The following is a 14989-nucleotide window of genomic DNA, read 5'->3' on the forward strand; positions in this document are numbered from 1 at the left end:
TTTCCACGCTTAGAAATATATCCTTTATCTCTAAGCATCCTTGTCCCCTGTTATGTATGTTGCATTTCTTTTTGAAAGAGAAAAAAAGCATGATCGAATGCTTTTTTCTGTCGGATCCGATATATTACAGCATACTATTTTTATTTTACTACACTTATCTTTCGAATGTCAAAATATTTCTTGCAAAATCTGTAATTTTCTGTACAATAGATTATGTATGCTTATATCCTATCGATCTGCGATTTTATAGGATATGAGAAAATGGAACGCAAAATATAATGATAGAAATGAGGTTAATATGATTCAAGCAAGTAATATTACATTGCGTCTTGGCAAAAAAGCACTTTTTGAAGACGTAAATATTAAGTTCACGGAAGGAAATTGCTATGGTCTGATCGGTGCAAACGGTGCCGGTAAGTCAACTTTTTTAAAAATCCTGACAGGAGAGATCGAACCGACCAAAGGAGAAGTCATTATCACTCCGGGACAGCGTCTTTCTTTCTTACGACAGGATCATTTCCAGTATGACGCTTATTCTGTTATGGATACCGTTATCATGGGAAACGAACGTCTTTATGAAATCATGAAAGAAAAAGATGCGATCTATGCCAAAGAGGATTTTACAGAAGAAGACGGTATCAAAGCCAGTGAATTAGAAGCAGAGTTTGCTAATATGGACGGATGGGAAGCTGAATCCAATGCTGCCATGCTGTTAAATGGTCTTGGTATTCCGACAGAGATTCATTACCAGATGATGAGTGAGCTTCCTGCCAGCGATAAGGTTAAGATCCTGCTTGCCCAGGCACTTTTCGGCAATCCCGATATCCTGTTACTCGACGAGCCGACCAACCATTTGGATCTTGATGCGATCCGCTGGTTAGAAGAGTTTTTGATCAACTTTGAAAACACAGTCATTGTTGTATCCCATGACCGTTATTTTTTAAATAAAGTCTGTACCCATACTGCTGATATCGACTATGCCAAGATTCAGCTTTATGCCGGCAACTATGACTTCTGGTATGAGTCAAGCCAGTTGATGTTAAAACAGATGAAAGAAGCAAACAAAAAGAAAGAAGAAAAGATTAAAGAATTGCAGGACTTTATCCAGCGATTTAGCGCAAATGCTTCGAAATCAAAGCAGGCTACATCCCGTAAACGTGCATTAGAAAAGATCGAACTGGATGATATCAAACCATCCAGCCGTAAATATCCATATATTGATTTCCGTCCGGAACGTGAGATTGGAAATGAGGTACTTACCGTAGAACATCTTTCTAAAACGATCGATGGAGTCAAAGTATTAGATGATATTTCTTTTATTATTAACAGAGAAGATAAAGTTGCTTTTGTCGGAAGCAATACAATTGCCGCTACAACACTCTTCCAGATCCTTGCCGGCGAAATGGAACCGGATGAAGGAACTTACAAATGGGGTGTTACAACAAGCCAGTCATATTTTCCAAAGGACAATACCGAGCTTTTCAATCGTGATGAAACGATCGTTGACTGGCTGATGCCATTCTCACCCGAAAAAGATCCGACCTATGTCAGAGGCTTCCTTGGAAGAATGCTTTTCCCTGGCGAAGACGGAATCAAAAAAGTTAATGTATTATCCGGTGGTGAACGTGTACGTGTTATGCTCTCAAAAATGATGATCTTGGCATCCAATGTCCTGATCATGGATGAACCGACTCCCCATCTGGATATGGAATCGATCACTGCTTTAAATAATGGTTTGATCAAATTTAACGGTGTTGTACTGTTCACCTCACAGGATCACCAGTTTATCCAGACAATTGCGAACCGTATCATGGAGATCACACCGGGTGGTCTGATCGATAAGATCTCTACTTATGATGAATACTTAGATAGCGATGAAATGGCACGTAAGAGACAGATTCTTTCTGTATCTGCAGAAGAAGATGATTAAGCATTACTTTCATTTTTCAGTCAAAAACGTCCTGTTATTGTCAATCTGAATACTGACTGACAATAACAGGACGTTTCTTTTTCCTATTGTTCTACTGCAGTTTTTCACTTTTTATCCATAGTGATGTAAAAACGGTCATATCTTTGTATTTTCTATTTTGTATAAAGAATACTCTCGATCTTATAACGTGGACGTTTCTTTACTTCCAGATAGGTTTTTCCTATGTATTCACCGATTACACCTAATGCAAGAAGTTGTAATCCGCCAATTCCCCATACAGAAATAACAATCGTTGTCCATCCGGTCACAGTATATCCTAATGCCCATACGATCAGGAAATAGATCAATAAAGCAATGCTGACACTGAAAATAAAAAAGCCAAGACCGGTGATCATACGGATCGGTTTTGTACTAAAAGAAGTAATTCCTTCTACCGCAAACGAAAGCATTTTACCTAATGGATATTTTGATTCTCCGGCAAAGCGCTCATGTCTCTGATAATATACCACATCTGTCTCGAAACCGATCATCGGAACCATGCCACGCAGGAAAAGATTCACTTCTTCATATTCCGATAATGCGTCTAATGCTCTTTTACTCATCAAGCGATAGTCAGCATGATCTTCTATCGTATCTGCTCCCATCATCTTCATCAGTTTATAAAATGCATGTGCTGTGCCTCTTTTGAACTTTGTATCGGTTGTTCTTGCCGAACGTACTCCGTATACAATGTCCTTTCCTTCATTGAACTTATCAATAAATTCTTCGATCGCACCAACATCATCCTGTAGATCCGCATCAAGCGAAATTGCTGCATCTGCATACTCTTTTGCGGTCATCAAACCGGCAAACAATGCATTTTGATGTCCTTTGTTATGTGCAAGGTTAATACCGACAAAAATCGGATCTTCCTCATGCAATTGTGAAATGATGTTCCATGTTGTATCTTTTGATCCATCATTTACAAATGCCACACGGCTCTCACTGCTGATCTTTTCTTTCTTTATCAGATCCTGCATGATCTGTTTTAATTGCTTTGAAGTCTCCGGCAGCACCTCTTTTTCATTATAACATGGTATTACTAACCATACTGTTTTCATGCTTTCTATTCCCTTCCTGTTTTGTCATTCTTTTCCCTTTATCTTACTCCATCATAGACGCAAGCACCTGATTGACCACTTTACCATCCGCCTTACCTTTCACTCTTGGCATCAGTTCTTTCATTATCTTTCCTTTGTCTTTTGCTGTCGGTGTCTCGATTGCAAGTCCTGAAAGCACTTCTTTGATCACCGCCGTAATCTCATCTTCACTCATCATCTTTGGTGCATACTCTTCAAGAACTTTGATCGTATATTCACATTCTTCGATGATATCGGTACGATCTGCCGGAGTCATCTCTAATGTTTCTTTTGTCTGTTTGATCTGCTTTAAAATGATCTGGTCTTCCTCTTCTGTGGTCAGATCTTCTCTCTTGTCAATCGCTTTATTCTTCAGTGCAGTAAGAAGCATGGACAAAACATCCTTTCTCTTCTTATCTCTTGCTTTCATAGCTGCCATCATTTCCCCACGGATAAATTCTATCTTTGTCATCTTAATTCCTTTCTGTGCTGCTTTAAACTCTTTTTCTTTTTTTGCAATACAGAGTCTGCGATAACAGCGCTGACACAGATCTGCATATCAGTCTCTATTATAACAGATGATATTTGACAAGTCTATGAAAGAAAACGTTCCTATTATAGAAAAAATTGCAAAATTCACTTTACACTACAAGAATTGCGTTAACAATTCCTGCTGATATTCTACTACCGTATAAGGATTTTTCCATTCCATAAAAAAATCCTTATGAAATGAACCTATATAATAAAAGATCCATATCCACAAGGATTAAAAAATATCGGCGTGACAGGATTCGAACCTGCGGCCTCGTCGTCCCGAACGACGCGCTCTACCAAACTGAGCCACACGCCGAAAGAAAAAGCACAGATCTTTATCTGTGCAAAAGCTGGGCTACAAGGATTCGAACCTTGAAATGCTGGAGTCAGAGTCCAGTGCCTTACCATTTGGCGATAGCCCATCATTATGTAATCAAAACCAGTTAAAACCGGTTTAACTGGGCTACAAGGATTCGAACCTTGAAATGCTGGAGTCAGAGTCCAGTGCCTTACCATTTGGCGATAGCCCATCATTTGCTTGCTTTCCCGCAAGCACTTGACCATTATATAATGGATTTTCAAAAAAAGCAAGCTTTTTTTTTGATTTTTTTTGTTTTTTTGCTTAATTCACTTTTACAATGCTAATTTAGCCTTTTTATAACTACAATGATAACAGAAAAATGAAACATGATCTTACATTTTCTCTTTACTTTTCTTCATCCCTAACTGCACTTATCTGTTATTTTTATTTTTCACATAATGAATAATACGAAGCAAAAGTTCTACACGTTTAAATGGTGTGATCAGGTAATAACCATCTACATAATCGGTAATCTTATCGATAATGGCAGTCGAAATGCGATATGCCAGTTCTTCTCCCTCTTCACGATTCTTATCCTGATACATTGAAACGATCGTATCCTGTACATCAATACCCGCCATCTCATTATTCATAAAACAAGCATTCCGATAACTGACAACCGGCATGATACCACCTAAGATCTTTACATCCAATTCTTCTCTTGCTCGTTTCAGGTTTGCAAATCCACGCTCTGATAATACCGGCTGTGTAAACAAAACTGACACACCGTTTTCTATTTTCTTTTTGGCATGACGGATCTGCGAATCAAATTGTAATGCATTGATATTTAATGCACCTGACACCATAAATGGATTTTCTTCAAATACCTCTTCATTCAGCGACTGGATATGTCTTGCTAACATCGCAGAATTATAACTGAACATCGTTTTGACCTGATCTCTCATAGCTGTCGGAACAGGATCTCCTGTTACGGTAAGTACATTATTGACACCTTCCACGTTAAGTCCGAGCAAAAGAGCTTTTGTCGCATTGATATTGCGATCACGGCAAGTCATATGCGGTATTGTAGTCAGACCTAATTCCCTTGTCACTTTGCAAGCTAAGATACTGCTGTCAATACGGGCTTTTGCGATCGGACAATCTGCGATATCAATCGCATCTACCCCGGCGTATTTATAACGTGCTGCACCTTCCATAAAGAAATCAATATCCGGTTCGATCGGCGGATCTAACTCAACGACAATGACTTTTTCTCCTGCAAAAAGTTTCTTTGCAAATGTATTATGTTCATTTTTATTTGCAACAATATGTGTGCTTTCTAATTCCTCTTTGTATCCTGCTGCCTGTACAAGCTTCCGATCTCTTTTTTCAATCCATGTTACAAACCGGTCCTGCTTTTGCTGCATCATTTCCGCAACACCTTTGATATCTTTCGGACGTGTACCACAACAGCCTCCAACCATTGCAACGCCTTCTTCTAACAGCTTTTCAATGTTATTGCTAAAATAGGTATAGCTTTGCTCATAGTACATTCTGTTTCCTAAAAGAGTAGGATATCCTGCATTTGGCATGATCGTAAGATATTTTTTTATTTTCTTTTTATCTAGACGTTGTACAAGATCTAACAGATGTTTCGGTCCTGACACACAGTTAAATCCTAGTGCGTCAATGCTTTCAGACTGCTGTAAATCCCAAAAAAGCTTTTTCACAAAGAAACCCCCTCGGGTATAGCCTTCCGGCGAAGCCGCAAAAGATACAGCGATAAAACTTCCCGGTGCTTTCTCTTTGATATACGATGCAATTTCTTCAATGGCTTCTCTGCTCTCCATGGTTTCAAAAAGAAAATTTTGGGCTCCACACTCCAGAAAGGTATTTGCAATTTCTTTGTACGCTTCCAAAAGATCCCTCTCTTCATTGACAGGAACCGGACCAATATCTGCAAAGATAAAACGCTCTCCGGCAAAATCTTTGATCGCATTTTGAGCGATCTGATATCCTTTTTTTATCATTTCTTTTACATTTTCAACCGGCTGCTGTAATACAACTGTATTTGCTGAAAATGTATTGGTTTTGATCGCTACAGCACCGGCCTTTAAATATTTCTCATGGATCTTTTGTACCCATTCAGGATGTTCTATATTCATAAATTCACAATTTCTTTTTACGGTTTCCGGATGCTTTTCTACTAAATACGTCCCCATTGCTCCGTCAAACAACAATGGTTTCTCTTTTAAATACTCCTGTACTGTCATTTATATTCTCCCATCTGTTTGTCTTTTCTTATGATGCCGGATGGATTCCTAATAATTCTTTTCCTTTCTGTAGAAGGAAAAAGACCAGAAATGCACCTAGATTAGCAAGTACCACACTTGCACCGGCAGGCATTGCTGATTGATATGATATCACTAAACCAATGGTAAAGCAAACAACAGATAAAACTGCTGATGTTACGATCACGCCCTTAAAACTCTTAAACAAACGCATGGAAGTAAGTGCAGGAAAGATCAAAAGACTCGAAATCAGCATAGCTCCCATCATTTGCATACCAAGAACGATCGTGACGGCTGTTAAAATTGCAATCATACTGTTATAAAAAGAAACTTTTACACCGGTTGCCTTTCCAAAATTTTCGTCAAAGGTCACGGCAAAAATATTATGATATGATACAATAAAAAGTGCCAGGACAACACAGGAAAGCAAGACACATAATATAACATCATCCTTGGTCATCGCTAAAATGCTTCCGAACATATAACTATTGACATCGGTTGTCATGCCTGTTGTCAAAGAAGTTACACTGACACCAATCGCCAGAGCCGATGCAGATACTGCTGCAATCGCTGCATCCGATTTCATCAAACCTTTTTCTGTCATACGCAAAAGTAAAAAAGCGGCAGCAATCACTACCGGTATCGACACCTTTAATGGTGCAACATTGCATGCTAAGGCGATTGAAAGTGCACCATATGATACATGAGATAATCCATCTCCGATCATCGAATATTGTTTTAATACAAGGCTGACACCAAGAAGTGCTGCACAAAGTGATACCAGCACGCCTACAATAAATGCCCTTACAATAAAGGGATAACTAAACATTTCTATTATAAAACTCATTTTTCTTCCTTTCTGTATAAATGAACATTTCTATCTTAAACACTCTTCTTATGAATGAATACTAAAGATATCCGAAAAGTCAGAATCCATATATTCATGTACACTGCCAAAGAAATAAGATCCATTGCTCAAATGTAATATTTTATCTGCCCAATGTACAGTACTTTTCAGATCATGTGTAACCATGACAATTGCCATGCCTTCCTGATGAAGTTTATGCAGGTTATCATACAATTCTGCTGCTGCCATTGGATCCAGTCCCGTTACCGGCTCGTCTAATACTAAAATATCTCTTGCGGCACATAATGCTCTTGCTAAAAGAACACGCTGCTGCTGTCCACCCGACAGATTGCCATAACAGGCTTTTTGTAATGACTCAATTCCTAAACGTTTCATATTGTAGATTGCTCTCTTTTTGTCTTCGTTGCGATAAAAAGTAAATCTTTTCTTCTGATTTAAAAATCCTGACATCACGACTTCCATAACGCTGGCAGGAAAGTTCCGCTGTACCTGTGTCTGCTGGGGCAGATAACCGATCGCACCGTTTTTAATATCATCGCTCAATACTACTTCACCACTTACCTGTTTGATCAACCCCAAAATCGTCTTTAATAATGTACTTTTCCCGGAACCGTTTTCTCCAACCACACAGACATAATCGCCTGATTGCACTTCAAAATTAAAATGTTCAATAATCGATTTGTTTTCATATCCTAATCCTGCATCATGACAGCATATCAGATCTTTTTTCTCTTTTAGATTGTTTTCCTTTTTTTTATTCTGACTATCTGTCGAGCTTTCTTTTCCCTGTTCTTGCATTTTATATATCCTCTTTCTTTCCTATCATTTTCACCGTAATTTGAAAACAATTTTCATTTTATATTTTCCATTCCCCTTTGTCAAGAACTATATATCAAAAAAGCCAGCACAAACAATGACCATTTCCAGTTACTCTCCCCCTTTTTTAACCACTTATCAAAATAAACAGACATTTTTAATTTTATTTTTGACTTTTCTTTGTTGAATATAATACGGCACAAAAAAGGAACCATTTACATAAAGGGAAACACCTTTTGTAAATGGCTCCTTGTCGCCGTACAGCTCAGTCCTCATAAAACCTACTGCCTTCCATATCCTAACAAGATACCGATGCATAGGCAGATAGATTATAACCTTTCTCAAAGAATAACAATATCGCATCGACTATTGTATGATTCAAACACACAATATACTCGCAATCACGAGTAACTCCGCTTTCCGTCTGGGAGTATAGCTGATACATTCGTTTGATAAACGCTAAAATCATCTCCGGGCTGTGAACTCTTTCCCCTAAACGCTTTCTTACTGCCTCCGGACTCTTTACATAGGAACGAATTGCATGTTTTAATTCTTCCTCATAAATACAATGATCTTTTAATTTTCCGTTGTAATTTACGTTATGTGGAAAGGTAAAGTAATCAGAAATATAATGTGTAATCACGCCTAAATGAATGAAAAATCTTCTATTCAAACCCTCTCGTGGGTTATAATGTGATACCATCTTTCTGAGTTCTTTCTCCACTACGCCAAAGGAATCTTCCATCGTATGTTTTCTTACTATAAAACTAGGTAAGCAATCCGGTAATACACTACCAATGTAGAACAATCCTCTGTGACGTTGTATGGATTCCATTCCCTCACTATTCATCAGATACCAAGCTAAGGAAATATGGGATTTCTTACGCATATCCGCCTCCTTCTTGATATACACGATTTTCGTCGCTATCTTTTTATGTTTTAATTGTACATCTTATTTTAGAATTTTGCAATAGTTTTCTGACAATTTCACATCTTTTTTTAATTTTCGCCAACTTTTCTTGTTCTTTTTAACATATTGTCTTTTATTATTTTCTAAAATAAGATTCTTAAAAAAGTTATCATCAAAAAAGCAAATGCCGGTTTTACTGACACTTGCTTTTTTTCAATCGTATATTACGTTATAGATCTGCAACACAGGAAAGGTTGCTTTTGCTTTCCATTGCAGAAATCAAGAGTGACAAAATCAAATACAGCACGAAGTGCTGCAAGCGTATTACGCTTGGATCTTTAAATTACTATATAGAATTCTCTGCGGCTTCTTCCTCTTCTTTTGGCTTAGGAAGTAAATGAAGCTTAACTTTATCAATATGATTTTTTTCTGCTTCTAATACCGTATAGCGGGCAAACTGATCACTGACTGATTCACCTGCCTGCGGAAAATGATCCAGCAGATTAATAACATGACCGGCAATCGAATCATAATCCTCAGACTCAATCTTAATTCCTGATATTTTATCAATATCATCTAATTTTGCAACACCAAGTAGAATATAATTTTCATCATCTAACTTCGTGATCTCATCTTCTTCATTGGCATCATATTCATCACGGATCTCGCCAACAATCTCCTCGATCAGATCTTCAATCGTCAGCATACCTGCAGTTGATCCATACTCATCTAATACGATTGCCATAGGAATGGACTTCTTCTTCATTTCAAAAAACAATTCTGAAATCTTCTTATATTCATATGTAAAGTAAGGTTCACGCATAACATCTGCGATAGAAAAATCTTTCTTTGATCCCTGATAAAAGAACAGATCCTTCAGATTAATGATTCCTACAACATTATCACGGCTTTCACTATATACCGGCATTCTTGTAAATTTATCGACAGAATAACATTCTACTAATTCATTATAAGAAAGCTTAACATTAGCAAATGCAACATCCATCTTAGGCACCATAACATCTTTTGCCAGAGAATCACCAAAGTCAACCACATTTGTGATCATCTGACGTTCTTCACTTTCAATGACACCTTCCTTGTGACTGACATCGACAATTGTTCGAAGTTCATTTTCTGTAATAGCAGGTTGTTTTTTGGTATCAATTCTAAGAATAATTAATAATCCTTTTGAAATCTGATTCATCAAAAAAGCAACCGGAGCTAATACCGTAGTAACCGCATATACCGGTTTTGCATATGTAAGTGCCAGCCTTTCCGCACTCATCGTTGCCAATGTCTTTGGAACGATTTCTCCAAAAATCAAAATAAGTACCGTTAAAATACCAGTTGCAGCTCCGGTAATAATACTTGTCATTTCAGAAAAACCTGACTTTTGTGCTATCTGAATAGCAAATGAAGTTGTTAAGGAAGATGCTGTCAGGTTCACAATGTTGTTTCCGATCAATATAGCACTTAACATTTTTGTCTGGTTTTCGATCAATTTTAAAACAATCCTGGCATTTTTCACTTTTTCATCTGCCATAGATTTCATTCTCATTTTGTTTACTGTGGTAAGACATGTCTCTGCCGATGAAAAGAAAGCAGAGAGAACCAATAGGATAAATAGCGTAATTATCCTCCAGGCGTCACTTGAATCCAAAAAAAATCAACTCCTATCATTTTAATGTATAACATGAATCATTGTACAATAGACGTTATCATGCTGTCAAGTTTACAAAAAATTTCCTTTTGCAAGTATTATGTATTTACAATATATACCTTTGACCAGTCCGAATATACAGTTCTTTTTTTCTTCCCTATTGATATTTTTTGATATGTTCTGATCTTAAAATAATACTTCTTCCCTTTTTTCTTTACTGTCAGTTTTCGTGAAACGATTGTTCCTTTCTTTATTGTAATCGTCTTTTTCTTATTCATTTTAGCATTTGCTGCATAGATGATCTGATATCCTGCCGGTTTCTTTGCCGGCTTCTTCCAATAAATCCAAAGAACTTTCTTACGAACCCTTGCTTTAGTAAAAAACGTGCCTTTTTGCTTATGCTTTGATGTAACAGCCGCTTTTACTGTAGCCGTTGGTTTCGGACCTGGCACATTGCTTTTTAACGGAGTTTGTGTCGGACTGGCAGCCTGCTCCAGCTTTACTGTCGGTATAATCGTAGCATTTGGTTTCTCCGGTGTTACCGGCGTTTCTGTTACTACCGGTGTTGCACTCGGTTTGCTGCTTACTTCCGGTGTCGCACTTGGTTTGCTGCTTACTTCCGATGTTGCACTTGGTTTACTGCTTACTTCCGGTGTTGCACTTGGTTTGCTGCTTACTTCCGGTGTTGCACTCGGTTTGCTGCTTACTTCCGGTGTCGCACTCGGTTTGTTGCTTACTGCCGGTGTTGCACTCGGTTTGCTGCTTGCTTCCGGGCTTTGTGTCGGGCTGGCAGTCTGTTCCGGCTCTTTTGTTGGCTTAGCTGTCTGCTCCGGTTTTTTTGTCGGAATAACCGGTTGTTCCGATTCCTGTACAAAACGTATCATAACTTCTTTTAAGATATTACTCTTCTGTGCTTTTACATCTGCCACCGTTACTAATTCTTCTTCTAACGGCTCTTTAAAAAATAATAATGTATATTCTCCGGCTTTCATTTCACCATGAGATACCAAGTAGTAAGTATCCGGTGCTTCTTCATCGCTTTCTAAATGAATTGGACAGATCCAGTCTGTCTGTTTTTGGTCCTCTGCCTGATTTGACTGCCAGTAAGAAGAACGGATTGCAACCATCGCATCATAAAACTGTTCCTGTTCCACTTCATCTGTTTCATAGCGTTTACCTTGTGAATCTTTCCAGATCAGCTTCAAAGCTGTTGCTTGGGGATCTGTCATTTCATTCATATTTACCTGTTCCGGACACGATATAACTTCCAGATCATCTACTTCTCTGACAGACTCTACATAATTACGATATACCGTCCATCCTCCATCCTTATGGATCAGGCTATACTTATTATTGATATCTTTTTGTGACAAAATAAAGTTTCCGGCTTTTCCATATGCCGAACGGATATATGTATGTTTATCATACAATGCGCCTGAAATCACTCGATTGCCTGTCTGGAATTGTGTTACCCCCTGTATCTGGCCATCAATCTGTAATCCACCATTTGATGAAAGAACTAAAATGCCATATGCTTCGTTTGATCCACCGGTAAAACTACCTGCAATCTTCGCACCGGAAATGGAAGAAAGATCCAGACATCCGCCCTTCTTTATTGTTACATTTTCTAATTGCTGTGTTTGGCTTCCAGGCTGTAAACATCCGTTTTCTTCTAAAACAATCTGTGAAACACTTTCTATCTGATTGCAAAAAAGCGTACAGCCCTGAAGCGACATCTTTGTGTTTATATTTCCTTTCACATAGCTCAGACTTAATTCATCACTTCCATCGCCAATGAAAGAAATATTTACCAAACCATTACTTTGTGCTGCAATTCCTTCACGAATCTTAACTGCTGCATCCGACTGAAACCATGCCTCCCCATTATAACCTGTTCTTTGCCCATTCACTGCATCATGACTCAGCTCTATCTTTTGAAAAACAGTCATTTTATTGGCATGTTCTATGATCAGTCTCGCCATATTTCCACAGAAAGTATCATAATATGCACCGGCATAAACAGATGGCAGCAATTCTTTTTCTGTTCCGCCCAGACCTCCAAGAGATCCTGCTGCGCCTTCCAGATAAGTACTGACATTATCTAAAGTCAGGCTATGCCCGGCTAAAAAGATCTCACGATGCGGCACACTATTTAAGCTGTTACTGGAACTAAAAACCAATTCTATATCAGAAATCCGTACATCATCTCCGACGATCTGAATCGGTGAACGGCTTGTAATACTGCCTGTCCCATTTCCTGTAATAACAGTTCCCCCCGGAATCTGCACCGGACGCATCTGACCATTTGATTCTACTTCACTTCCTATCGTAATTCTGCCATCGACAAGGATATTTTTTCCCTGAGCCAACGCTCTCATAAAAGAAGTCTCGTCCTGAACCGTTACATAATCTGCTACTGCCGTTTCCTGCGCATTTACCGTAGCTGTCGGTATAATTCCAATCAAAAGACAGATACACAAAAGCCATCCACAAACACATTTCCATTTTCCTGTCATATATTTTCTCCCTTACATAATAGTATACTCTCGACAGAACGCTTCCAATAAAACCTTTTCTCTTGTCCTGTTTTTACATATATCACCTGACACGATCTTATACAAACTTTTTTTATATCATGCAACTATACAGGTTCGCACGATCCAAAAAATCATACAATTTGTCTCTACGATATATCATTTGGTTTACAATCTTCACAAGTGCATTTTATCACACGCTGTCCGAGCATTCTGTCTACTGCTCCTCCTGTGTGATCGGCAATGCATCTTCTGAAGCTGCATTGTTCTATCACACCTCTCGTACCATACATGGATACACCTGCACCATTTTTTGCACGACAATTCACAAACACACAACGCTTGATCTCTCCATTTTGACAAAATACAGCACCTTTTTCACAATAATTAAAAATCGTTTCTCTAATATCCGGTGAAAACGCATCATATATTGCTCTTCCACCACTCATGTTACGAAAAAGTGAATTTGATATCATAATCCTGCTTCCGGATGCACTAATCCCGCCGGTTTTACACATTCCATTAAATTCACAATGATGAATCCTGCAATTTCTGCTGTGTTCCAATATGATCATATCCGTATCTTTTAAATGTGTGCTGATCATATGTACATTTTTCATCTGTAAACCGCCCCTGCAGCAGATGGAATAATTTAAATATATATTCGCATTTTCAATTACAAGATTTCCTTCAGTTTCCACAATAACAGGACAATCTATAATTGTTGAAACCGTAATATGATATTCTCCCGTAATGTGAAATGTTGCCATTGGTGCCAGATATTGTACAGTTTCTGCTCCTTCCGGACAACAATTCTTATATCGAAGATGATGCATATTGGCCCGGACAAATCCATGATAGAAAATAGCCGCTCCATATTCTGCCACGCAGCATTCCTCAAAAACACAATGTGTAATCTTATTTCCCTCCACACCAAACACAGCACCGCCGCGTCTGGCTTCACAATTGCGAAAACGGCATTTCGTTACTTCTCCTTCTGGCGTACGGATCATGATCGCACCCCCATCTTCCGGAGAATAGCAATTATAAAAAGTAGTATTCACAATCTTTACTGCATTACCCCAAAAACGGATTGCAGCTCCTCTTGTTGTCTGGTAGATCAAAGAATCCCTGATCAACAGGTTTCCGGCTTCTGCACGTACCAGCATTCCTAAATTCCGGCAATCCATCTCACTTCGATCGATCAAAATTCTGCTATAGACAGACTTCATGTTAAAACATGCCCGATGAGAATCGCCTTTTCGGATTACTTTGCTGTCTTCAATGATCAATTCCCCTCCATCCAGTAAGATATTTCCATGAATGCGCACTTCGCAATGATCAAAGATCAGACGCATTCCTTTTGTCAGCACAAGATCTTCTAATATCTGACAACGCTCTGCGATCCTCACTTCTTTTGCTTCTACAAGCATCTGTTGTGTACAGTCCATAGTCCCCCACAAACGCATAATATAATATTTCATATCCAGCGGAGTCAGTTCCATATCCTGCAAATGCATCCTATGCAAAATTTCTCTGCATCGTGTTACATCTTCCCGGTTTGCTGCTATAGAAAATTCATAGATCAATGTCATACATTTTCCATTAACTTTCAATTGATTACGGACCTGTTCAATATGCTCCTTTTCCTTTACCGGAAGCTTTTCTTTTGATAGGCTGACATTGATCATATCTAACAAAAGCAGATATTTTTCCCTCTCTGATATAAGCTGTTTTTGTAAAGCAGCATATACTTTTTCTTCCTCTTTTGCAACAGAAAGTACTTTTGCCATCTGCTCACGTTCTAAATGAAGACCGGATACCAAAAGTCTTTCCAGCTCAAAATTATTTAAGGGATTGGAAAAAGAGTCAATTTCTGCCTGGATCAAGATTGCAGCACCATATAAAATCTTAAAATCGACACTTCTGATATACATTGGATGCTTAGGAGTCATCCATAGCTTTTTCTTTTGATTAAATTTAGTAAGATTATCAACTATCATTTGTTCCTCCTGTCCGACATGTGT

Annotated in this window: 10 protein-coding genes and 3 tRNA genes; 1 reads left to right on the forward strand and 12 read right to left on the reverse strand. The window is 38.3% G+C overall.

Annotated features, from left to right (window positions below):
• The first annotated feature begins 298 nt into the window (after positions 1 to 298).
• Entirely contained in the window at positions 299 to 1930 is a 1632-nt protein-coding gene (locus H8700_RS10365) for an ABC-F family ATP-binding cassette domain-containing protein (protein ID WP_249305567.1), read from the forward strand.
• A 152-nt stretch (positions 1931 to 2082) separates the two neighbouring features.
• Here the strand turns inward: H8700_RS10365 and H8700_RS10370 are convergent, their stop codons facing one another.
• The 12 genes from H8700_RS10370 to H8700_RS10425 form a co-directional block, all read right to left on the reverse strand.
• On the reverse strand, positions 2083 to 3030 hold the full coding sequence (locus tag H8700_RS10370; protein WP_249305568.1) for a glycosyltransferase family 2 protein: 948 nt from the start codon (positions 3028 to 3030) through the stop codon (positions 2083 to 2085).
• Between the two features lie 43 nt (positions 3031 to 3073).
• A complete protein-coding gene (locus tag H8700_RS10375; protein WP_249305569.1) occupies positions 3074 to 3520 on the reverse strand; it encodes a GatB/YqeY domain-containing protein in 447 nt (148 codons plus the stop codon).
• Positions 3521 to 3824: 304 nt separating this feature from the next.
• A tRNA-Pro gene (locus H8700_RS10380) sits at positions 3825 to 3898 on the reverse strand.
• 34 nt (positions 3899 to 3932) lie between these two features.
• Positions 3933 to 4004: transfer RNA gene (locus H8700_RS10385), tRNA-Gln, on the reverse strand.
• A gap of 36 nt (positions 4005 to 4040) precedes the next feature.
• Positions 4041 to 4112 (reverse strand) — tRNA-Gln (locus tag H8700_RS10390).
• Positions 4113 to 4314: 202 nt separating this feature from the next.
• A complete protein-coding gene (locus H8700_RS10395) occupies positions 4315 to 6156 on the reverse strand; it encodes a bifunctional homocysteine S-methyltransferase/methylenetetrahydrofolate reductase (RefSeq protein ID WP_249305570.1) in 1842 nt (613 codons plus the stop codon).
• Between the two features lie 28 nt (positions 6157 to 6184).
• Complete coding sequence (locus H8700_RS10400; RefSeq protein ID WP_249305571.1) at positions 6185 to 7021, reverse strand: metal ABC transporter permease; 837 nt, start codon at positions 7019 to 7021, stop codon at positions 6185 to 6187.
• A 48-nt stretch (positions 7022 to 7069) separates the two neighbouring features.
• Positions 7070 to 7840, reverse strand: a complete 771-nt coding sequence (locus H8700_RS10405) for a metal ABC transporter ATP-binding protein (RefSeq protein WP_249305572.1) — start codon at positions 7838 to 7840, stop codon at positions 7070 to 7072.
• Between the two features lie 316 nt (positions 7841 to 8156).
• On the reverse strand, positions 8157 to 8747 hold the full coding sequence (locus tag H8700_RS10410; RefSeq protein ID WP_022140757.1) for a zinc dependent phospholipase C family protein: 591 nt from the start codon (positions 8745 to 8747) through the stop codon (positions 8157 to 8159).
• Positions 8748 to 9114: 367 nt separating this feature from the next.
• Entirely contained in the window at positions 9115 to 10428 is a 1314-nt protein-coding gene (locus tag H8700_RS10415; protein ID WP_249305573.1) for an HlyC/CorC family transporter, read from the reverse strand.
• A 98-nt stretch (positions 10429 to 10526) separates the two neighbouring features.
• Entirely contained in the window at positions 10527 to 12944 is a 2418-nt protein-coding gene (locus H8700_RS10420; RefSeq protein ID WP_249305574.1) for a hypothetical protein, read from the reverse strand.
• A 167-nt stretch (positions 12945 to 13111) separates the two neighbouring features.
• Entirely contained in the window at positions 13112 to 14965 is a 1854-nt protein-coding gene (locus H8700_RS10425; protein WP_249305575.1) for a right-handed parallel beta-helix repeat-containing protein, read from the reverse strand.
• Positions 14966 to 14989: the final 24 nt, after the last annotated feature.

Origin of the sequence: Jutongia hominis (genome assembly GCF_014384965.1) — a bacterium.
GTDB classification, from domain to species: Bacteria; Bacillota; Clostridia; order Lachnospirales; family Lachnospiraceae; genus Butyribacter; species Butyribacter hominis.